The organism is Blautia sp. HA9023, from assembly GCF_056504095.1.
Genome location: NZ_JBWLUR010000006.1, coordinates 818,803 through 838,976 on the forward strand (window position 1 = coordinate 818,803; position 20,174 = coordinate 838,976).

At 37.7% G+C, this 20,174-nt stretch carries 26 protein-coding genes and 1 pseudogene; 13 read left to right on the forward strand and 14 right to left on the reverse strand.

Going from position 1 to position 20,174, the window contains the following annotated elements:
- Positions 1-73 precede the first annotated feature (73 nt).
- Entirely contained in the window at positions 74-1,153 is a 1,080-nt protein-coding gene (locus AC04Q6_RS07750) for a HigA family addiction module antitoxin (protein WP_021975931.1), read from the reverse strand.
- A complete protein-coding gene (locus tag AC04Q6_RS07755) occupies positions 1,146-1,439 on the reverse strand; it encodes a hypothetical protein (protein WP_476389619.1) in 294 nt (97 codons plus the stop codon). The genes AC04Q6_RS07750 and AC04Q6_RS07755 overlap by 8 nt, the downstream gene beginning before the upstream one ends.
- A gap of 287 nt (positions 1,440-1,726) precedes the next feature.
- Here AC04Q6_RS07755 and AC04Q6_RS07760 point away from each other — a divergent pair, with 287 nt between their 5' ends.
- Together AC04Q6_RS07760 and AC04Q6_RS07765 are read left to right on the forward strand one after the other, a co-directional pair.
- Positions 1,727-1,981, forward strand: a complete 255-nt coding sequence (locus tag AC04Q6_RS07760) for a helix-turn-helix domain-containing protein (RefSeq protein WP_215706420.1) — start codon at positions 1,727-1,729, stop codon at positions 1,979-1,981.
- Positions 1,982-2,292: 311 nt separating this feature from the next.
- The gene (locus AC04Q6_RS07765) at positions 2,293-4,053 is read left to right on the forward strand and encodes a diguanylate cyclase domain-containing protein (protein ID WP_330627457.1); all 1,761 of its coding nucleotides are present in this window, start codon (positions 2,293-2,295) and stop codon (positions 4,051-4,053) included.
- Positions 4,054-4,353: 300 nt separating this feature from the next.
- Here AC04Q6_RS07765 and AC04Q6_RS07770 read toward each other — a convergent pair whose 3' ends face one another.
- Complete coding sequence (locus AC04Q6_RS07770) at positions 4,354-4,563, reverse strand: DUF6219 family protein (protein ID WP_008392833.1); 210 nt, start codon at positions 4,561-4,563, stop codon at positions 4,354-4,356.
- A gap of 91 nt (positions 4,564-4,654) precedes the next feature.
- Positions 4,655-4,987, reverse strand: a complete 333-nt coding sequence (locus tag AC04Q6_RS07775; RefSeq protein WP_008373705.1) for a winged helix-turn-helix transcriptional regulator — start codon at positions 4,985-4,987, stop codon at positions 4,655-4,657.
- A 143-nt stretch (positions 4,988-5,130) separates the two neighbouring features.
- Here AC04Q6_RS07775 and AC04Q6_RS07780 point away from each other — a divergent pair, with 143 nt between their 5' ends.
- Entirely contained in the window at positions 5,131-5,484 is a 354-nt protein-coding gene (locus tag AC04Q6_RS07780) for a cupin domain-containing protein (protein WP_118052952.1), read from the forward strand.
- A gap of 101 nt (positions 5,485-5,585) precedes the next feature.
- On the opposite strand, the gene AC04Q6_RS07785 is transcribed toward AC04Q6_RS07780, so the two are convergent.
- The 6 genes from AC04Q6_RS07785 to AC04Q6_RS07810 all read right to left on the reverse strand — a co-directional run bounded on the left by AC04Q6_RS07785 (position 5,586) and on the right by AC04Q6_RS07810 (position 10,017).
- Positions 5,586-5,780: a hypothetical protein gene (locus AC04Q6_RS07785; RefSeq protein WP_092071048.1), complete on the reverse strand. Its 195-nt coding sequence runs from the start codon at positions 5,778-5,780 to the stop codon at positions 5,586-5,588.
- Complete coding sequence (locus AC04Q6_RS07790; protein WP_055298362.1) at positions 5,746-6,654, reverse strand: radical SAM mobile pair protein B; 909 nt, start codon at positions 6,652-6,654, stop codon at positions 5,746-5,748. The genes AC04Q6_RS07785 and AC04Q6_RS07790 overlap by 35 nt, the downstream gene beginning before the upstream one ends.
- A complete protein-coding gene (locus AC04Q6_RS07795; RefSeq protein WP_021650119.1) occupies positions 6,642-7,331 on the reverse strand; it encodes a radical SAM mobile pair protein A in 690 nt (229 codons plus the stop codon). The genes AC04Q6_RS07790 and AC04Q6_RS07795 overlap by 13 nt, the downstream gene beginning before the upstream one ends.
- Positions 7,328-7,765: a radical SAM mobile pair system MarR family transcriptional regulator gene (locus AC04Q6_RS07800; protein WP_005608550.1), complete on the reverse strand. Its 438-nt coding sequence runs from the start codon at positions 7,763-7,765 to the stop codon at positions 7,328-7,330. The genes AC04Q6_RS07795 and AC04Q6_RS07800 overlap by 4 nt, the downstream gene beginning before the upstream one ends.
- A gap of 240 nt (positions 7,766-8,005) precedes the next feature.
- Entirely contained in the window at positions 8,006-9,301 is a 1,296-nt protein-coding gene (locus AC04Q6_RS07805; protein ID WP_008400148.1) for a tyrosine-type recombinase/integrase, read from the reverse strand.
- An 86-nt stretch (positions 9,302-9,387) separates the two neighbouring features.
- A complete protein-coding gene (locus tag AC04Q6_RS07810) occupies positions 9,388-10,017 on the reverse strand; it encodes a helix-turn-helix domain-containing protein (protein WP_118280429.1) in 630 nt (209 codons plus the stop codon).
- A 171-nt stretch (positions 10,018-10,188) separates the two neighbouring features.
- Here AC04Q6_RS07810 and AC04Q6_RS07815 point away from each other — a divergent pair, with 171 nt between their 5' ends.
- From AC04Q6_RS07815 to AC04Q6_RS07830, 4 genes are all read left to right on the forward strand, one after another.
- The gene (locus AC04Q6_RS07815; RefSeq protein ID WP_004843519.1) at positions 10,189-10,419 is read left to right on the forward strand and encodes a helix-turn-helix domain-containing protein; all 231 of its coding nucleotides are present in this window, start codon (positions 10,189-10,191) and stop codon (positions 10,417-10,419) included.
- A gap of 140 nt (positions 10,420-10,559) precedes the next feature.
- Positions 10,560-10,874: a hypothetical protein gene (locus AC04Q6_RS07820; protein WP_006859028.1), complete on the forward strand. Its 315-nt coding sequence runs from the start codon at positions 10,560-10,562 to the stop codon at positions 10,872-10,874.
- A gap of 327 nt (positions 10,875-11,201) precedes the next feature.
- On the forward strand, positions 11,202-12,923 hold the full coding sequence (locus AC04Q6_RS07825) for a MobA/MobL family protein (protein ID WP_118280431.1): 1,722 nt from the start codon (positions 11,202-11,204) through the stop codon (positions 12,921-12,923).
- Positions 12,901-13,608 (forward strand): DUF6040 family protein, encoded by a 708-nt coding sequence (locus tag AC04Q6_RS07830; RefSeq protein ID WP_118178320.1) that lies wholly within the window; start codon positions 12,901-12,903, stop codon positions 13,606-13,608. Before AC04Q6_RS07825 ends, AC04Q6_RS07830 begins: the two co-directional genes overlap by 23 nt.
- Positions 13,609-13,683: 75 nt before the next feature.
- On the opposite strand, the gene AC04Q6_RS07835 is transcribed toward AC04Q6_RS07830, so the two are convergent.
- Complete coding sequence (locus AC04Q6_RS07835) at positions 13,684-14,010, reverse strand: helix-turn-helix transcriptional regulator (RefSeq protein ID WP_118178321.1); 327 nt, start codon at positions 14,008-14,010, stop codon at positions 13,684-13,686.
- Between the two features lie 197 nt (positions 14,011-14,207).
- On the opposite strand from AC04Q6_RS07835, the gene AC04Q6_RS07840 reads away from it, so the two are divergent.
- The 4 genes from AC04Q6_RS07840 to AC04Q6_RS07855 all read left to right on the forward strand — a co-directional run bounded on the left by AC04Q6_RS07840 (position 14,208) and on the right by AC04Q6_RS07855 (position 17,570).
- On the forward strand, positions 14,208-14,891 hold the full coding sequence (locus AC04Q6_RS07840; RefSeq protein WP_118178322.1) for a response regulator transcription factor: 684 nt from the start codon (positions 14,208-14,210) through the stop codon (positions 14,889-14,891).
- A gap of 79 nt (positions 14,892-14,970) precedes the next feature.
- A complete protein-coding gene (locus AC04Q6_RS07845; RefSeq protein ID WP_118178323.1) occupies positions 14,971-15,885 on the forward strand; it encodes an ATP-binding cassette domain-containing protein in 915 nt (304 codons plus the stop codon).
- Positions 15,878-16,633, forward strand: a complete 756-nt coding sequence (locus AC04Q6_RS07850) for an ABC transporter permease (protein WP_118178324.1) — start codon at positions 15,878-15,880, stop codon at positions 16,631-16,633. The genes AC04Q6_RS07845 and AC04Q6_RS07850 overlap by 8 nt, the downstream gene beginning before the upstream one ends.
- Before the next feature lie 19 nt (positions 16,634-16,652).
- Entirely contained in the window at positions 16,653-17,570 is a 918-nt protein-coding gene (locus AC04Q6_RS07855) for a sensor histidine kinase (RefSeq protein ID WP_118280432.1), read from the forward strand.
- Positions 17,571-17,835: 265 nt separating this feature from the next.
- Here AC04Q6_RS07855 and AC04Q6_RS07860 read toward each other — a convergent pair whose 3' ends face one another.
- Both AC04Q6_RS07860 and AC04Q6_RS07865 read right to left on the reverse strand, forming a co-directional pair.
- Entirely contained in the window at positions 17,836-18,072 is a 237-nt protein-coding gene (locus AC04Q6_RS07860) for a DUF6061 family protein (RefSeq protein WP_118280433.1), read from the reverse strand.
- Positions 18,073-18,378: 306 nt separating this feature from the next.
- Positions 18,379-18,447: pseudogene (locus AC04Q6_RS07865) on the reverse strand (LPS biosynthesis protein); the annotation flags it as partial.
- A gap of 177 nt (positions 18,448-18,624) precedes the next feature.
- Here AC04Q6_RS07865 and AC04Q6_RS07870 point away from each other — a divergent pair.
- Complete coding sequence (locus tag AC04Q6_RS07870) at positions 18,625-18,828, forward strand: hypothetical protein (protein ID WP_044960377.1); 204 nt, start codon at positions 18,625-18,627, stop codon at positions 18,826-18,828.
- Between the two features lie 30 nt (positions 18,829-18,858).
- Here the strand turns inward: AC04Q6_RS07870 and AC04Q6_RS07875 are convergent, their stop codons facing one another.
- Positions 18,859-19,101, reverse strand: a complete 243-nt coding sequence (locus tag AC04Q6_RS07875) for a cation-transporting P-type ATPase (RefSeq protein ID WP_015526489.1) — start codon at positions 19,099-19,101, stop codon at positions 18,859-18,861.
- A 331-nt stretch (positions 19,102-19,432) separates the two neighbouring features.
- Between AC04Q6_RS07875 and AC04Q6_RS07880 the strand changes: the two genes are divergently transcribed.
- Entirely contained in the window at positions 19,433-20,164 is a 732-nt protein-coding gene (locus tag AC04Q6_RS07880) for a DUF5714 domain-containing protein (protein WP_059086549.1), read from the forward strand.
- Positions 20,165-20,174: the final 10 nt, after the last annotated feature.

The following is a 20,174-nucleotide window of genomic DNA, read 5'->3' on the forward strand; positions in this document are numbered from 1 at the left end:
TCTCCCCAAATGGATAAAAAAATAAGGCCATCTATCGTGGATAACGGTAGACGACCTCAAGTTATATACTTCTTTATGATGTTATTACTTTGTATTTGTGTTTTAATGCTTTTGACAGTGCAACATTTGTAAATGGAACAATCTGATCATTTTGCAAGCGGCCAAGAACAATACCCGGATCTCTGTCAATTCTTTCAGCAAATCTGCGGATAGCATTTTCGCTAAACTCATTCATTCTAACGAAAGCCTCATATTCTCCCGGAGGGATCAATTTGTCTTCCGCATATTTATCTGCTGCATCCTCCTGTCCAGCGTGCTCATTTTCAAACGTAATTCCATAATCACCATTAATAATATGGCCAATCTCATGGAACAGAGTAAACCAAAATGTATCTGAATAGAAACGTCTGTCATTCACCATCAGCATTACATTCTGCCCAATCTTCTTGGTTGCACCATTTATTCCTGAACCCGGAAGATTTGGAAGTATTACGAATATTACTCCCGCATCTTCAAAGGCCTTCCTAATCAGTGGATAAAAATCACCATGCTGTGTTGTTAATGTCAATGCATAATCAACAGCTTTTTCAAACTTCTTTTTGTCAAACTTAGGTGCTTCTATCTTCAGTGCCTGATTAATTGCGATCTGAACCATTGCATTTGCTCTGGCAGTATTAGTCTCTTTCATATCCTCAGATGCACTTCGGAAACTAACTGTCATATTTTGCTTTGTAAAAACAGATAATGATGCAACATTTAAAAATTCACGTAGACACTTAATCTGCTCATTTGTTTTTCTCGGAAGATCAGGCAATCCAAAATTCTCTCTGAAATATGTGTACTGAAAGTATTTGAAAATTCTTCTTTCCTGCTCTAATTCCTTGGATGATTCAAACTCAGCAATCAAAGCGTCATAGCTCTTCTGAAGATTCAGCCAGTAGTCAACACTAGTCCCTAACATTCGAGATAATTTCATGGCTATATCGATTGATAAGCTTTGCTCCCCACGTACCAGAATACTTAAATTCTTTGGCGTGGTATCTAATCGTTTTGCAAAATCTTTCTGAGAAAGTCCACTTTCTTCAATGATTTCTTTGATATAGTATCCAGGATGAAAAGCAATCTTATCATTATATTCAATATAATTACTCATAATGCTTACTTACCTCCTTTACTTCAACAATTCTAACCACACCAGCAATTTCATCAATATTACAAGGATCATAAGGTTCTTCATTCTCATCTAATGGCTGAATAATAATACGCCATGGATCTCTTCTCGTTTTTACATCTATAGCAAAAAATCCATCCATATTGCCACTCAACTTATGAAAATGAAACGTCGGCATCATTACTATATCCTTAATTACACTCGCCTGCTGCATAGCATTTATTCGGGCAAATAGGCTGGTTGCTAATGCAGCATTCCCGCCAAACAATTTTTTTGCAGTCTTTAAATCGGTACATTGTTTCTGACTTTGCTGTTATTGTATAGTAGCTGCACGTTTGCCATCCTTTTCAAATTACCCGTTGGGTAATCTAAATATACCATCAGGAGAGGCTCTAGTCAATAATTCACACACTCTTTTCACAATTATTCTTCCATTTCCTTCTGCTTTCTGGCTTCAACCTCTGGTGCTAGAATATAAATAGTACAAACCAAAATGAGAAATTCCAAATACACATAAGCATGATACAATAGAGGCATGCTGAAGGAGGATCTCATATGGCAAAGCAACATGACAAACAATTTAAACTTGATGCAGTCCAGTACTATCAGGATCACAAAGATCTCGGAGTACGTGGATGTGCAGAAAATCTTGGCATCGGATACAGCACATTAACAAAATGTCTGAAAGACTTCCGGGAATCAGGTGATATTCCTGTTCGTGGTTCTGGTAATTATGCATCTGATGAGCAGAAGGAATTGCCCGTCTCAGACGTGAATTACGTGATGCCCAAGATACACTTGATGTGTTAAAAAAAGCAATCAACATTCTGGGAAAATGACGGAAGCCATTTAATATCTTGCATGGCTCCACCACGTACCTTCTGATACAGAAAAACGTCGTAAAGCTGTAAAAGCAAAAATACAGGATATTTATGATGATTCCAAGGCTCCTTCTTAAAATATATAGATTTCACAAATCCCTATCGATATACATTCTTCTGTCATAGATGTATAAAGATTTTGCACAGTTCGTCTTTTTCATAAAACTTATTCTGTTTTTCAACTTCTGTGATATAATGCTTTATTATAATAATTCCCATGGACAAAATGAGGTGAACCAAGTGAAAAAGAAAACACTTGTGCCTCTTATCACTTTTTTACTGGGCATATGCCTTATTAGTTTGATTGTATACAAAACAGACACCCACGAAAAAGAGCAGAGACACATAACAGCACAATTAAACGTAGCCACCTATGGCGAACAAATAAAGAATGAAATTACAAATGGAATTGAGATCACAGATACCTTGAAGCAAATCTTAATAAGTGAAGATGGCGAAATCCGTCAGTTTGAAACAATTGCAGGAAATCTTATGTCTGATTCTATTGAAAGTGTACAGCTCGCTCCTAATGGTGTTGTTACAGATATTTATCCGGCTAATGAAAATGAGGCAGGTAAGATTGATTTGATCCATGATAAAGACCGCGGAAAAATTTCCTGTTACGCAAGAGACAACTATACAATCATTACGCAGGGCCCCTTCAAATTAAAACAGGGAGGATATGGAATTGCAGTCCGCAATCCCATATACCTGAAAGATAAAAACGGACATGAGTATTTCTGGGGATTTACTATTGTTATCCTGCGTGTTCCGGATATTTTTTCAGATTCAATCAGTGCACTTTCAAATTTTGGATACGAATACAAAATTTCAAAAACAGACGCTCCATGGAGTGATACTTATAAAGTGGTTTATCAATCAGATGGGCAAATAAATCGTCCTGTTTCTTATACATTTACAATAGGAGACGAAAACTGGAAATTTGAAGTAACTCCTAAAAGTGGATGGAGAAATGCCACATTACTGATAATCATCATCGGAATTTTTCTTACAATAAGCCTTCTCCTGTCAGTTCTTACCAGAGTATGGTTAGTAGCAAAAGAACATAAGAAAAAGTTTCAGATACTGGCGCGCACAGATTCTCTTACAAATATTTATAACCGCTATGGATTTGATGAATTTGCAGAAAAAATGATTCAAAAAAATCCAAAAACACATTTTGTGGTTGCGCTCCTTGATATCGATGATTTCAAGTTTATTAATGATATCTATGGACATAATTACGGAGACAGGGCACTAAAGAATCTTGCAGACAGCATGAAGACTTTTTTCCCATCCGATGCATTACTCGGAAGAAATGGTGGTGACGAATTCTGCATTCTTTTACCAAATTGTACCTTTGCAGAAGCAGATATACAGCTGCAGAAATTCACCAAACTTCCTAAATCATTCTCATACCATGGTAAGGAACATGCATTTTATATTTCTCTAGGATATGCAGAATATCCAACATTTGCATCCAATCGTTCACAACTCATGCGTTGCGCAGATGCCGCTCTTTATGAAATAAAGCTTCATGGAAAAAATGGATGTATGGCCTACAGAGAAGGACTTCGGTCAGGTGCCCGCAAACAACTTGGATTCGCATTCAAGGATATCTCTGAACATCTTCCAGGTGCATTCATCATATACAGAGCTGACAAAAAAGATGATGAACTAATTTTTGCAAATGATGAATTTCTTCATATGTCCGGATATAAAGATATAGATGAACTGTTCAGACTTACTGAGAAAAGTTTTCGCAACTTGATTCGTGAAGATGAACAGCAACAGATAGAATCAAGTATCTGGGAACAGATTGACAACGGCAATGAAAATGACTATATTCACTTTCATCTTCGAAAAGCTGACGGAACTTATTTTTCTGTTCTTGATCATGGAAGAATTGTAGAGAGCCCGCAATACGGGAAAGTATTTTATGTATTGTTCATGGATTGGGAAGATATGCATATTCGTTACAATGATAAATTCGCAAGATAAAATATTGCAAAAAACAGAGCGTATGATCTATTTACAAGCATCAAAATATCCAACGATTCCTATATATCCGTCTTTCTTCATAGGAGACTACAATGTATGCAGTTTCAGACTATACATCTGGCTATCATTTTCCACCTTCGCTTTTATCTGCACAGAGATTTCTTTATTTTGTACAGATGTCTGATGTAACAAAACACGAATATTTGGTGGCTACACCCCCAAGCCCCTGTAGAATAAATAACGCCAGTACTGGATATCAAAAATCCCGCACCGGCGTTATTTATTAAAATATTTTGTTTTTTAATCTTCAACACTCTCTACTGAAACTTCTTTTTTCTTCCTACTTTTACCAGAAATCATCTTGTGTCCTGTATAAATAGCCATAATCATGCAAAGCAAAGAACTTGCTGCAAAGTACTTATGGCCTTCTTTTGATCCCTTATAACCTGTATAAAAAGTTCCAAGCATTGTAATCAGTGCACCGATAGACCAATATTTATGTGATTTCATTCAGATACCTCCTGCCGTTTTTCTTAATCATATACCTTTTAAAAGATATATACAAACTTGAATTGTTCAAGCTTTTCAAATACTAACGTCCTTAATTCTGTTCAATAATTGATTTATAGTAGTTACCAAAGTCAGCAAGTGAATTAACAATTGGAAGCATTTTTGTTCCGAGTTCCGTTAAGCCGTATTCAACTCTCGGTGGCTGCTCATGGTAATCGTGGCGATATGCCAGCCCATCACTCATCATTTGTCTTAAACTATCTGTCAAAACCTTTTGTGAAATACCATCTATACTTCGTTGTAGCTCATTGAATCTCCATGGACGCTCTTTCAAGTTACGCAAAATCAGCAGTTTCCATTTTCCTCCGATAAGAGATACTGCTGTTGCAACTGGGCATTCCGGTAATTCTTCTTTTGCTCGCATAATTCTCACCTCCGAGTCTATTGTAACACATTCATTTTTGAGTGTGCAGTTACAAAAAGGTGCGTACTTGTTTTTGTATGTGTCTCTCACTATACTAATACCAAGCAACCAGAAACCACAAATTAAACCATGGAGGTATTATTATGGCAAATTACACAAAAACAACTATTGGAAAGGAAAACCGAATTGAGTTGCATGAAAAGTTGTCTTTAACAGGTGCAGAAATCAGTTTGAACGAACTACCTGCAGGAGCAAATGTCCCATTTGTTCATTCTCATAAAGAAAATGAAGAAATCTATGGAATTCTTTCAGGTAACGGCAAAGCCATAATTGATGGAGAAGAAATTAGCCTTTCATCTGGAGACTGGCTAAAAATCGCACCTGCTGCAAAGCGTCAGTTTTTTGCATCCGATATTTCTGGAATTACTTATATCTGCATTCAGGTAAAAGAAAATTCTCTGGAACATTTTACAGCAGAGGATGCCGTAATCGGCTAATTAAAAGTATTTATTTACAAAAATGCACAGTTCACGATAAGCTAAGAACTGTGCATTTTTGTTCAATATTACGTTTTCTCAATTTTTCAAACAAGAAGTTATCAGTGATTATCTTTTAGAAAACAGCCAAATCCAAGAACACCTAGGACATATCCCCAAAAATTATTTGTTGTCACAGCAATTCCTAAAAGTATTATTGCAATCCCCAATAACTCAATCTTAATTCCTTTCATCGCAAATATCTTCGTTACAAACTGGAAGTTAGCGATTTCTTTTTCCGGTATTCTCTGTCCCACGGATTTCCTCATGATAGAAATAATCTACGATCACCGGATGTCCCTGCGGGACTCTGCCATAAGGCATTTCATTATCCACAAAGGCACAATCATACTTCTTAGCCATTTTCTCAGCTTTTACTTCAAGTGCTTCAAAGTAGCTACGGTTATGCTTGTTATAGATCTCGTCGTAAAGTGGTACAAGATCAGGATATTTTCCGGCGATATAATTCATAATTGTCTTTTTGAAACCGCCTCGAAGATTGAGATTTTCGAGCCAGAACAGATCGCACTGATCCTTTACCCGCTCAAAGATTGCTTCAAAATCCGTGATACCGGGAAATACCGGGGATACGAAACAGACTGTACGGATACCTGCCTCATATACCTGCTTCATAGCAGCGATACGGTGCTCAATGCTCGAAGCAGAATCCATATCGTTCTTGAAATTTTCATCTAGTGTGTTGATCGACCATGAAACGGTTACACGTCCAAGCTTCTTCAACAGATCAATATCCCGTACCACAAGATCCGACTTTGTGCAGATCAGAATATCTGCGTCACTGCCGATCAGCTGTTCCAAAAGTTTTCTGGTATTCCCAAATTGCTCCTCCTGTGGATTGTAGCCATCTGTCACAGAACCGATGACCACCCGCTGTCCGGCATATTTCTTCGGATTTTTAATTTCCGGCCAATGCTTCACATCAAGGAAAGTGCCCCATTCCTCCTTGTGCCCGGTAAAGCGCTTCATAAAAGAAGCATAGCAATACTTGCAGGCATGTGTACAGCCCACATAGGGATTGACCGAGTAACCGCCTACCGGCAGACTAGACTTAGTCATGATGTTCTTTGTTTCCACCTCACGAATGAGGATTCCATTTATTACTTCTTCCATGATTTCTGTACCTCTAACACTTTATTAAATTCTTCCGGCATTTCCTGAATCATATTTTCATCCCCTATGATAGGGACAAGGTCTTCCTTCATAAACACCGGAATGCCGAGCTTATGTGCCTGGTCCGCCAGAGACCATGCCCATTCCGGCTCCGTATGAATCTTCCTGCTCTGAGCTCCGGTCATGGTGCCCACAACGATCCAATTGATTCCGGAAAGGTCAACTGTGCCGGGATCGTCGAATAACGGCTCAAAGGTAACATGGTAATGTTTTGCTCTGACGTTTTTCCGAAGGGCGTCGATACGCCACAGTTCTGCTTTCCTCGTCACCGTAACGCCAAACCATGCGTTTTCCAGATCGGTATCAAAATCCAGCAAATCAGGTCGCTTGGTAAGGAACAGGAACTGATGCTGTGGATTTTCACGGATCTTTGCAAATACCTCGTCTCTCCATTCCGGCTTCCATCCGGAGAGATCGCTCATCCCGGTAAGAAGAAAGTTCTGCGGACGTTTCTTTTCCATCATCTTGAGCTTACCCGGAAAGAATTCAGGGTCAGCGAAGTCATCAATCATATGCCAGCGTTTCACGTTGTTGCGGGCATAGCAATATGTACACCCCACTGTGCAGCCAATGACGATATTCATGTTCTGAATCTGATCTTTGATACAAATACTCATGACTTCTGCCACTCCTCAAGATTCTTTCTGATGCGGTCGAGACATTTCTCAAACCGGGTAATTTCTTCCTCTGAAAAACCTTTGTAGTAAATACTGCCCATCTCATCAGATACAGAATCGTACTCGCCCTTTAAGGCATGTGCTTTCTCAGTCAGAAACAGGAGTGTTTTCCTTTTGTCCGTTTCAGACTGAACACGGCTTATCAGCCCTTGATTTTCCATTCTTTCCAGCATCGTAGTAAGAGATGTTATCGCTAATCCGCATTTAGTCGAGAGTGACCTGATTGAGATACCATCCTCCTGCCACAGCACATAAAGAATACGTCCCTGGGCTCCATTAAACGCATCAATATTCTTTTCACTGAGAATCTTCTCAAAAATCCGGTCTCCAAGCTGTTTTATTTTTGTGACAAGAAATCCTCCATTCATTTCCATACAAAAGCTCCTATATAGTAGTTTATTAAAAACATACTATATAGGAGCTTTATTGTCAAGAGTTTATATGTCTTAATAGGTAAATTCCATTTTTTCAATTCTCCAAACTGGAATTTATATAATTATCCCTCTAACTTTCCCATTTTACAGGCTTTCCCGCCTGTCCATTAGTAAAATGATATGTAGTTTCCCTTGTTTTTGCCCTTATGAGATAATCACAAGGGAAATAAGGGAAATTTTTTAGTCATTGCCCACCACTTTATCAAGAAGCCGAACCGATTTTCGTTTCGCATCTCTTGTGGAGTGAGCATAGACGTTCATTGTGGTACTGACATCTGAGTGTCCCAACAATTCCTGCACATCTTTTGGGGCAGCTCCATTTGCTAAAAGGTTGCTTGTATAGGTGTGACGTAACTGGTGGAAATGAAAGCCTTCAAATCCCTCTAATGTTTTTGCTACCTTTCTGCATACCGTTCCCAAAGTAGTCGGAAGTTCCAGACAGCCATCAGGTCTTAAGCAGACGAAAGAAATTTCTTTATAATCTGCCGGGACTTCCTCTGTTCTGTCTAAGCAATAATACTCGTAGTACACTCTGTTTTTCTCTTTGACCTCTTTGTAGTAGTTCGTGTGATAAAGTTCTCCATACTGCATTCGATTTTTTAACTGCTCTTTCCGGGCATTACGGAAAATCTCTACCAGCGTATCTCCAAAATCAACAATCCTCACTTTTTTCCGCTTGGTTGGTCCGATGATATATTTGCGCTTTGAGCCATCATATCGGATGCTGCGTCTTATGGTAAGGCATTGTTCTTCCAGATTTACGTCCTGCCATGCCAAACCACAAGCTTCTCCAATACGAAGCCCGGCATAATAGGCTATCTGGATTGGAAGTATTGCGGCTGGGTTCTTTTTTTGAAGATACGCAAGCAGTCTTTCATAATCTTCTCGTGAAATTGGTTGGATATTTCCGTCCATGTCCTCATCCGAAAACAAATCAACTTCGTCCGTCTGATACCGCAGTTTAATATACTGCATGGGATTGAACGTAATATACTGTTTTGGAAATACTGCAAAGCGGAAGGACTGCTGCATGACTGCGGAAAAAGAATGGATGTAATCTTTGCTGTAACCCTTTCTCTCTTTTCCATCGGGATGAACTCCCCCAAAGGAAAGCAAATCAAAGAAGGATTGCAAATGCTCAGAGGTTACATTTTTTAATTTCCGTTCTGCCAATGGGTGTTTCTTAATATTTCGGATTGTTCCGAGGTAATTCTCCACAGTACCATTGCTGAGCGTACCTGTTTTTAATTCCTCCTCTGCCCACACATCCAGAAGTTGTCCGACTGTGAGATTTTCCGCTTTGGCAACAAATTTCTTTTTCTCATAATCATCCATTGCCTGACGGAGCAGCTTTTCAGTTTCACTTTTGCTTTCTGTTCCAACGCATTCTTTCTGAACAAGATTGCCGCTTGCGTCCTCTACATAGAAGCGGTAGTACCATTTCTTTCCTTTTTTTCTTACAGATCCTTTTGCCATAATCGTATATCTCCTTTCGATATTAGACAATCGGAACTGATGAAATGCTTCGTGCGTGTAAGTATATCATAACTCCGGTTGTCTTACTATACCGATTCGGAATCTTCGTATAAGACTTCTGATAAAAGATTTGCAAGCCTTTGTTCTGCTGTTTTTGGTTTCTTGGAATAGAGCCTTACAACGTCCGCCATCTCATTAAGAGCATTGATGGTAGGAGTGATTTCCCTTAAGAACATAATCTCATTATATTCCTCATTCGATTCAAACCCTATTGTTTTGGCAATATCCGTCTGACCTGCATTTCCCTTGAAGTTTTTGCAGGCGAACTGGAAGGAATCCAAAAACAGACCATATTGTTTTAACATCAGCAGTAATAAATCTTTTGAAAAAGCATCTTCTTCTTTGGTAAGGGCAAGTGGTAACTGTTCCAGAATATCTCCCATCGCATCACGAATCTGTAACTCTCTCTTATCCGTAATGTCGGTTTCATATTCATCTGTTTCCCCTTTGAGCCATTCCACAGATACATGGAGTGCTTCCGAAAGACCTTCCAGCACCATTTTTTTCGTATTGTCAATCGAACCATTCTCATAACGCAGGATTGTAGAAGCAGTAACACCCATCTTTTCTGCGACATAAGGCTGTGTCAGATTCAATTCCAGACGGCGCTGTTTTATTCTGCTGCCTATCAGCTTGCGTAATTCTTTATCTTTCATGCTGACTGCCTCCTTTTTCGGTATGTATGAATTATAGCATTGTTTTTCCAAAATTGCAATATGCAATACAAAGTTTGTTTTTAATATTTCGTAACGCTTGACAAAAAGATATGAAAAGGATATACTTACATCACAAGAATTGCATAATGCAATTTATGAGGAGGTGATTATATGACGCAAAGAAAAATTGCATTATCCATCGAAGAAGCTGCTGACTATACGGGAATCGGCAGAAATACCTTAAGACAGCTTGTAGAATGGAAGAAACTTCCAGTATTAAAGGTTGGTCGCAAAGTCCTGATTAAAACCGATATTCTGGAAATGTTTATGGAAGCGAATGAAGGTCGTGATTTGAGGGATAGAGGAAATGTAAAAGCCGTAACAAGAACTGCGGCAAATTAAAAAGGCGGCTTCCAAAGAAACCGCCAAAGGTTCTATCAGACCGAAGCCATGATATACCTACACGCAAGAAGATTATACCATGTGCTTCTTCTGATACGCAACCAAGAACTTATGTTTGCAAAAGAAAGGGGAATGTAATAATGGCAAAATCAACAAAAAGTTATGAAGAACGAATGCTTGAAATGGAAAAGAAGGAACAGGAAAGCCTTGAAAAAGCAAAACGATATGCAGCACAGAAGAAAGAACTTCTGAAACGAAAGAAAGCCGAAGAAAGTAAAAAACGAACCCATAGGCTCTGTCAGGTTGGCGGTGCGGTGGAATCCGTTCTTGGTGCGCCTATTGAGGAGGAAGACATCCCAAAGCTGATTGGTTTTCTGAAAAAGCAGGAAGCCAATGGAAAATTTTTCTCAAAGGCAATGCAGAAAGAAACAAATACCGATATGGAGGAAGTGTAATGACGGAGGGGATGAGTTTTTCATTCCCTTCATTGCTTTTTCATGAAGGGCGCACTTATGGACAACCAGAGGTCGTCCAAATAAGTTTGCCACAAGTGGCAACCGGTCTGCGCTCACGCTTGCCGGGCTCGTTCCGTCGGCGGGGCTTTCAGCCAGACCTGCTCATGCCGCAGGAGGCACTCTTCGCCAGAGGGGCGCATTCCATGCAGGCTGTTATGCGCAGGGCACTCTTACGCAGAGGGCGTTCCGTCAATGCTGCTTTTTCTAAAACTGAAAGCAATGTTGCCGGAAATCTATGCCGGATGTGCAGAAAGGAGGAATCCAGACATGGCGATTTTTCATTACACAGTCAAAATAGTCGGGCGAAGTAAAGGGAAATCTATTATCTCCGCTTCCGCATATCTCAATGGGGATGTGATGAAAAATGAGGAAACCGGGCGAATCAGTTATTACACATCTAAAAAAGAAGTGGTCTACACCCGACTGATGATGTGCGAAAACGCACCTCCTGAATGGCAGATAGTACCAGAAGAAAATATAAAACGCTTTCAGAAATCTGTCCGATACAAAAGGTCAGAAGATAAAGAAGCTGCCTTAAAAAAATTCAAAATCACATTTCAGAAACAAAGGTTATGGAATGAGGTATTGAAGATTGAAAAAAGTGCAGATGCCCAACTTGGTAGGTCATTTGAATTTGCCCTCCCAAAAGAATGGAGCAGACAGGAACAGATTCAATACACAGCCGACTATATCCAAAAAACATTTGTGGATAAGGGAATGTGTGCTGATTGGAGTATCCACGATAAAGGGGATGGCAACCCCCATGTCCATCTGCTTCTGACTATGCGCCCTTTTAACCCGGATCATTCTTGGGGAAAGAAAGAAGTCAAGGATTGGGATTTTGTCAGAGATAAAAACGGAAATATCGTGATTGATGAATCCCATCCGAACTGGTGGCAGGATAAGAAAAACCCTGACCGTCATGGAATCCGTATCCCTGTATTAGACGAAAACGGAATTCAGAAGATTGGAGCAAGAAACCGCCTGCAATGGAAACGGGTGCTGACCGATGCTACTGGATGGAACAATCCAAAAAACTGTGAACTGTGGCGGAGTGAATGGGCAAAGGTGTGTAACGAACATCTGCCTTTGCATGATCAGGTTGATCACCGTTCTTATGAAAAGCAGGGAAAACTCCAGATTCCTACCATCCATGAAGGAGCTGACGCAAGAAAGATTGAACAAAAGTTTCTTGCCGGGCAGGAAATAAAAGGCTCGTGGAAAGTAGCGGAAAATCAAATCATAAAACAACAAAACACGTTATTGCAAAGGATACTGGACACCTTTGGAAAAGTATCGGGTGCATTATCATTATGGAAGGAGCGATTAAATGACATTAGAAGAAAGCCGGGAAATTATACCCTTAATGGAATCCATGATTGGTCAAATCGAAGAACAGCAGAACCTAATGGCAGAAATGATTCTGGAAATGCAGAACCGGGACATCCAGCTCTCTCTTATGCAGGAACAGAATCAGAAATTGCAAAAATTAAACAGCGAGTTATCCGAGCTGCTCAACATTTTGCCAAATACCGAGGAACTGCTTTCCAAGATGGAGGAACAGAAAACAAAGATAGAACTTTTGGAAAACGAAAATCAGCAATGGCAGAAATTGGCACAAAATCTGAACAGCGAAAACAGTTTATTACTGAAACAGAACACCGAATTGCTGAACTGGAACAGCAAATAAGGAAAGGACGTGATATAGATGAACGAATCCAGAGAATCAAAGAACGCAGAACAGTTGGAAGAACTTCTGCTCTTGACCGAGGAGATACAAGAAGAACTAGAACAGAAAGAACAGCTTATCGTGGAACTGAAGACGCAGCTCAGCGAATCTCTGACCTTGAACGAGAAATTAAACAAAGAGAACAGAGCCGGGAATATTCAAGCATTAAAGAACGACTTGAAGCTGGCAGACAGAGCATTGCGGATCGAGAAAGAGAAGTTGCGAAGCGCAAACGTCATGATAGAGGAATGTCAAGATAAAATATGCTATTTAACACAGGAACGGGATTATGCCCGGACACATCAGAAAATCGTAGAAATACCGGTAGAAAAGCCGGTACTCTATGAAAAATGTGAAGCCTGTAACCGGACAGCCTATCAGAATGCAAAAGCAAAATACGAAACACAAAAAGAGCGACTTGCAGGACAGTATAAAGCAAAAACGGTAATGTTCCAAACAACCTTGTTCCTTCTTGCATGGTATTCGTTGACAACCACTCTTTTTCAGGCAGTACAGTCAGATATGTTCCTTGTCGATTGTAAATTATTTTTCAACGATTTAACATCATTCATACAGACTTTTATCGGATGGACGATTGATGCTGGGCAATCTGCGGCACAGATCAGCACAAAAATTCCAAATGAGATTATAGCCGGAATCATATATTGGTTATTGCTAATATTGATTGTAGGAATATGTGTGGCAGGGACAGGGATACTGGCGATACTGATAGAAATAAAGGTTATAGAATTATATAAGAAAAACTGTTGGGATGTTATTACCCTACTGATGATACTGACGAGTGCTTCTGTCATTATTTTTTTTGGAGAATCAATCAAAAAAATAATGTCAATAAATCTTCTATTGCTTTTTATACTTTTGCAGGGAGTATATGTTGGACTTAGATGTTATTTGAAAAATCAGTTAGATACCAAGCTATATTGATGAAAATATGATAAAAAACGTATACGAGCAGGGGATAAAACACACATCGTCCCCTGCTATTATACTCTCTCCTTTTCAATTTATATTAGGATATGTCTGTTTCATTGTTTCAGCAATGTAAATAATATTGGAAACTAACATAATGTGCTTTCTGCAACTGTGTTCGTCCCGCTGTTCTTCCCGGTAGAAAAACTGGTCTACGGAAATATCGAACATGGTAACGAGTTTGAAAAATAAATTGAAGCTGGGATGTTGTCCCTTGTTTTCAATATTCATAATCGTGCGGTCTGTCTTGCTGACTAGCTCCGCCACATAGGCCTGTGTCCAGCCTCTTTCTTCTCTAGCTTGTTTGATTGCCAGCCCGAGCCCATGAAAGTCAAACCTGATTTCATCTTGGTTCATTCTCATATCACCCTATATCATTGTACATTTCGGGTTGAATTATGAGAATGTAGTGAAATTTGATGTTAAATAGTATTTTATTTCACTATCAAATAGCCACATGATTGAATATAGCAAACGATTGTGATAAAGTTGATACGAATATGCCATAAAATTATATTCTGCAAATTGATCAATGTTAAAGAAAGGTATTTTATATGAATTACACAATTCTAATAGTTGATGACGATATGGCCATCAATGATATGCTTGTTAAATATCTTCGGAAAAATGGTTATATAACATATTCTGCTTATTCAGGAACAGAAGCCCTTCTTTTTCTTGAAAAGCAAAAAGTTAATCTGATTATTTTGGATTTAATGCTTCCCGGTCTTTCTGGTGAACAAGTTTTAGCAGAAATAAAGAAAACAAAAAATGTACCTGTAATCGGTCTATCTGCAAAAGAAGATTCTAAAAGTAAAATTTTCTTATTGAAAAACGGTGCTGATGATTATGTAACGAAACCCTTCGATATAGAAGAACTACTTGCAAGGATTGAAACGATTTTACGACGGATTTATGAAAATCAATATACATCAAATTCCTTGTTATGTTGTGGCGATTTAAATTTAGATACAATAGGAATGGAGGCCACTCTAAAAAATCAAAAATTGCCCCTTACAAAAAATGAGTTTGCTATATTGAAAATGCTTATGGGACATCCGCAACAAGTATTTACGAAAGATATGATTTATGAGCAATTATGGAATGAAGCTTTAGAGGGAACTGAAAATGCTATCAATGTTCATATCAGCAACCTACGCAAAAAAATTGCTGCAATAGATAATAGTAAATCGTATATTAAAACGGTTTGGGGAATTGGGTTTAAGATGGACATATAATCTTTATGAAATCCTTAGATTTAGAAAATAATTTACTTAAACTTATCCCTTACACTAAAATCACAAGGAGGGATATATCATGGAATATATACTAAGAACGAACACAGTATCTAAAAAATACACAAATTATTATGCTGTTGATAAAGTATCCATTTCCATTCAAAAAGGCGAAATATATGGCTTGATTGGAGAAAATGGTGCTGGTAAGTCTACTTTAATGAAAATGATTGCAGGTTTGGTCGAACCATCAGAAGGTTCTATTGAACTATTTGGAAATTTTGTTCCTCAAACCGAGCGTTATCGTATGGGTTGCGTAATTGAATCTCCGGCACTTTATACAGAATTAACCGCAAAACAAAATTTGGAAGTATTTAGAAAAGCATATGGACTGTCAAGCAAAGAATCTGTACAACAAATTTTAAAGCAGGTGGGTTTGTCACAATATGAAAATAAAATTGTCAAAAAATTTTCGTTAGGTATGAAACAGCGTTTAGCCATTGGCGTTGCCTTGCTGGGAAATCCTGATTTTCTGATTCTTGATGAACCTATCAATGGCTTAGATCCGACTGGAATACAAGATATGAGGAATTTCTTATTAAAACTAAATAGGGAAGAACATATTACCATTATGATTTCCAGTCATATCTTGGGGGAATTGTCAAAAATTGCAACGAAATACGGCATTATTAAAAATGGCAAGCTGATTGAAGAAATTACTGCAAAAGAACTAAATGAAAAATGTCAATGTTGTTTAAAAATTAAGGCATCAGATACTGCACAGGCCGCTATTTTAATAGAGAAAAATCTCCATACTAAAAACTACGAAATTCTTTCCGATAATAATATTCGGATTTTTGAATATGTAGACAATCCCGGAATTGTAAACTCCTTACTGGTTAATCATGGAATTTCTGTTGATGAATGTACTGTAACAAAGGAGTCACTGGAAGATTACTTTAATGAAAAAATGAGAGGAGGCATAGTCAATGCTTAATTTAATTAGAGCTGATTTTTATAAAACAATACATGGAAAAGTCTTGAAAGTATGTTTTCTTATGATGACAGGATGGATATTCTTATGTGCTTATGCACAAAAAGCAACAATTGGCATGAGGGAATATTTGGTAGGTACAAAAGTTTCTGCAAATTACTGGGATTCTTTTTTTAATTATTACCCGGTTGTATTCCCTTTGATTATTTTTTGCAGCTACTATTTCTCAAATGATTTTCGTCAAGGGACTGTAAAACATTATATAGAAAAAGGTCTGTCACGATGGAGTTACTTCTTCTCAAAATTGGTAATTGGCTGGATTGTATCATCCTTTTTTTTGGTGTCTGCCTTTTTAATTGGTTTGTTATGTAATAAAATTTTTTTTGGAATAAGCGGTTTTACTTTTACAAACATTAGCAATATAGTGTCCTACATATTCTGTGAGGCATTATATCATATGGCTGTATCAACGCTCGCAATTTCACTTGTTTTTCTCATAAGAAACAGTTCAGTTAGCATGGCAGTTAATGCTTTGCTTATATTTTTTGGTTATCTGGTTCTTCATGGATTGGAAAGTATTTTGGGCTTAGGATATAACATCACAATTTTTTGGGCAATTAGTAATATCAATAAAACAAGAATAGATATGGCAGTTCAATGGCTTCCAACCGCAATTATCATTTTCTTCGCCTATATGATTATATTTGGTGGAGTTATAGGAACAATTTTCAAGAAAAGAGATATTACATAATGCAGGGAGGGATAATGTTATGAGTGTGGTACTTCAAATATATGCTATCATTGTGACACTATCTCTTATTATTGTTTTATCATTTTACTTGTTTCATCGTAGGGAGGTAACCCGGTTAAGCCAGAAATTGCAAACACTTTTACATTCATTTACCCATGCGGAATTGACATTAGATTTTCCTTCTTCCGATATAACCGATCTTGTAAATGCTTTAAATGAATTGCTTCGAGTTTACCACAAACAAGTATATTCATTACAAAAAAAGGATGAGGCAATCAAAGAAACAATTACAAATTTAGCCCATGATCTTAGAACACCTGTGACTGCTATTCAAGGCTATACACAAATGCTTCTACAATCACCTGAGTTGTCCGAGGAAGATTTAGATGCAGCAGTTATTATAAACGAAAGATTGAATGTTTTAAATCAGTTACTAAATCAGTTGTTTGAATTTGCACGAATAGAGGCTGATGAAATGGATTTTTCTTATACTACATTTGATTTAAATGCTGTTTTACGCTCTGTTGCAGTTTCCTTTTTTAAATCTTTTGAGGAACGCAAAATCATTCCAGTATTAAGTATTGCAGAGATTTCTTTTCCATTTTATGGAGATGAAAAAGCAGTAACCAGAATTTTTGAAAATATCATTTCTAATGCCTTGTCACATGGGAAAAGTGATTATCATTTTTCATCTTATGATGATAATGAAAATTACCATTTTTCTTTTCAGAATTTTACAGACAGCATAAATGAATCTGATATAGACAAAATATTTAATCGTTTTTATACAACAGATTTATCCCGTTCCCGCAAAACAACCGGTTTGGGTCTCACAATAGCAAAGAATTTAACAGTAAAAATGGGCGGTTCTATCAGTGCTTCTCTAAATAATAATGTTTTTGAAATTGTAGTGTGCTTTCCTAAACAAAAAGGATAAAAAACTTGATGGCGGTTTCAAATCCGCCATTTTTCGTGCAAATAATATTCTCAAACAAACATGGTGGCGTAGGAGGATACTCGTTCAAAGGAATAATATCAATAAATGAATTATGAATGGTCCTACTAAGAAGAAAAGCGGCAGAGATTTCTCCCCTGCCACTTTGATTATATAAAAAATATCTGTGTTAACGAGTCTCTTGCCTTGTTTGCATCTCGTTCATTTTTCCAATCAAAAATCAGATATAAACTTTTGTTTAAATTGCCTATAATTCAAGTGAATCTTCTGCATCCACCCACATCTGTAAATTACCATTAAGATATAATCTCGCATATTCCAAAGGTTCATCCACAGCCAATGAAGTAAGCGCACATTCTGATCCATATGTGGTTTTTAAATCTTTTTCAGCTTCCCAGCAATCAATGCGAAGCATATATCCAGCACTTGTGTAAACATCAATACTATCGTGGTTTATGTTGTATTCTGCATAAATTGTTCTCATCGTATCTTATCTCCATTTTCTTTTAATAATCAGTTACAGAGTTAAATATCGAAAACATTTCAATCAGTTCACCATGTCATTATTGTTATATGTTATACTGTGTTATGAAATTTTCTTTCCCTTAATTTTTCCCATATTAAGGTTCATGAAAGCCAATGGGAGAATATAACGCAAGGGAAAGAGTAAGGGAAAGTTCACTTGCTACAAACTTAGTATTTTCAAGGGTTTATGAGGAATTTGATAATCAAATATAACAGTTATTAAATATCCTAAAATAAGTGAAATATCAACTGGAATTTGACTTGCCTATTTTCTTAAAATCTCATGTGGAGCTTCTATTTCATTTGCCAAGGTATGCTCTGTTAACTCTGACATTCCATTGTGCATTGTTGATTTCAAAACATTGGAAATTTACTCACTACAAGATTACTGGAGATCATATTTTGTCCGAGATTATTATGTAGAAATGGATTTTGATGATAATATAGTAAGAACAGAAGTATTTTATTTGCCAGAACGTCAATAACAAATATGGGAAAGAGATGGTACTACATGGGAATAATTAAATATTTTAGAAAAAAGTACTGGGAAGCAGCCATTTTCAGAGGTGGGCGACGTATACCATTTACCTGTGATGGATTAACAGCTGTTCCTGATAGCGCCTATGCATTGTTTACTGAAAAAGAGTTAGAAAAAATTTACGAAGAAAGAGATATTTTTCATGAGCGGCTAATGCATATGATTGATTCTTTTTAATCACATGTACATCAGAGTTTTATATATTACTTATGATATTGTGCCGGCTTTGTCGCTTTGTATCAGCCGAATGAATACAAGAAAAGGAGCTGTCGGGAAATAGACAGCTCCTTCAAAGAAAATCTGCAGGATACCTTTCTTCTTTCCTTCTGTAAGTTCATTCCACCCACACTTTTCTCTGGATCTTTTCACCTGTTCACTTGTAAGCCCAGATTTCTTGCCATTCACCCTTTCAAGAACCTCTTCTACCGTCTGCTGATAAATTTCCTTCATCACTTCCGCCTCATCGTTTCTAAGTATTTACTACCTGAATTTCTTATGCAATGAAAGACCTCTTTGAAAAAAATATAAAAAAAAGACCTTCATTGCATAATAAAAAATGCAATAAAAGTCTCACCATTTCCTTATGATACCGGATGCTTCCACCGTACTGACAACATCACAAACACAATTTGTTAAGCGCAGGTTACTCCCCTTTATTGGATCAATATCATATACCCAAAGTAACATGATTGTCAAGATACTTTATCATTACTTTTTCATTTTATGTTATACTTTTTACATCGTTAACACTATTAAAATAAATTCTCCGGAGGTGAATCAAATGGATCATACGAATAATTCCTGTTGTTGTGGTGAAGCGGAACATTTTTCCGGATGTCTGATTTGTGGTGCTCCTATTACGTATCGTGCTGAAAGCTCTATTCAGACGTGTAGTATCTGCCATAAAGAGCAATTAACCAATGCGGTCTGTGAAAATAGTCACTTTATCTGTGATGCCTGTCACAGCTATGGCACATATGCTCCGGTAATCGCAGCGCTCAGAGACAGTACCGAAAAAGATGCTTTGCTTCTTCTGGAAAAAATTATGGATCTTCCATCTGTACATATGCATGGACCGGAGCATCATGCAATTGTTCCATGTGTTCTTCTGACAGCGTTTCGCAATAATGGAGAACATATGGATTACGATGCTGCACTATCTGAAATCTGTAAAAGAGCGAAGCAGGTTCCGGGCGGTACCTGTGGTTACTGGGGTGTCTGTGGAGCTGCTGCCGGAGCCGGTATTTTCATGTCCGTTATGACTGGATCCAGTCCACTTCACAAAGATGCATGGCCGTTTCCTCAAAAACTTGTTTCCATTATTTTATCCAGACTGGCAGATGTTGGTGGACCTCGCTGCTGCAAACGTACCAGCAGAATTGCCATTGAAGAAGCCGTTCATTTTTACAGTCAGTTTTGTTCTGTAAACATTCCGTTGTCTTCTATAACGTGTAAATACTGCGAAGATAATCGCGAATGTATCCAGGAAGATTGTCCATACTATCCTGAATAACAGGCAAGGC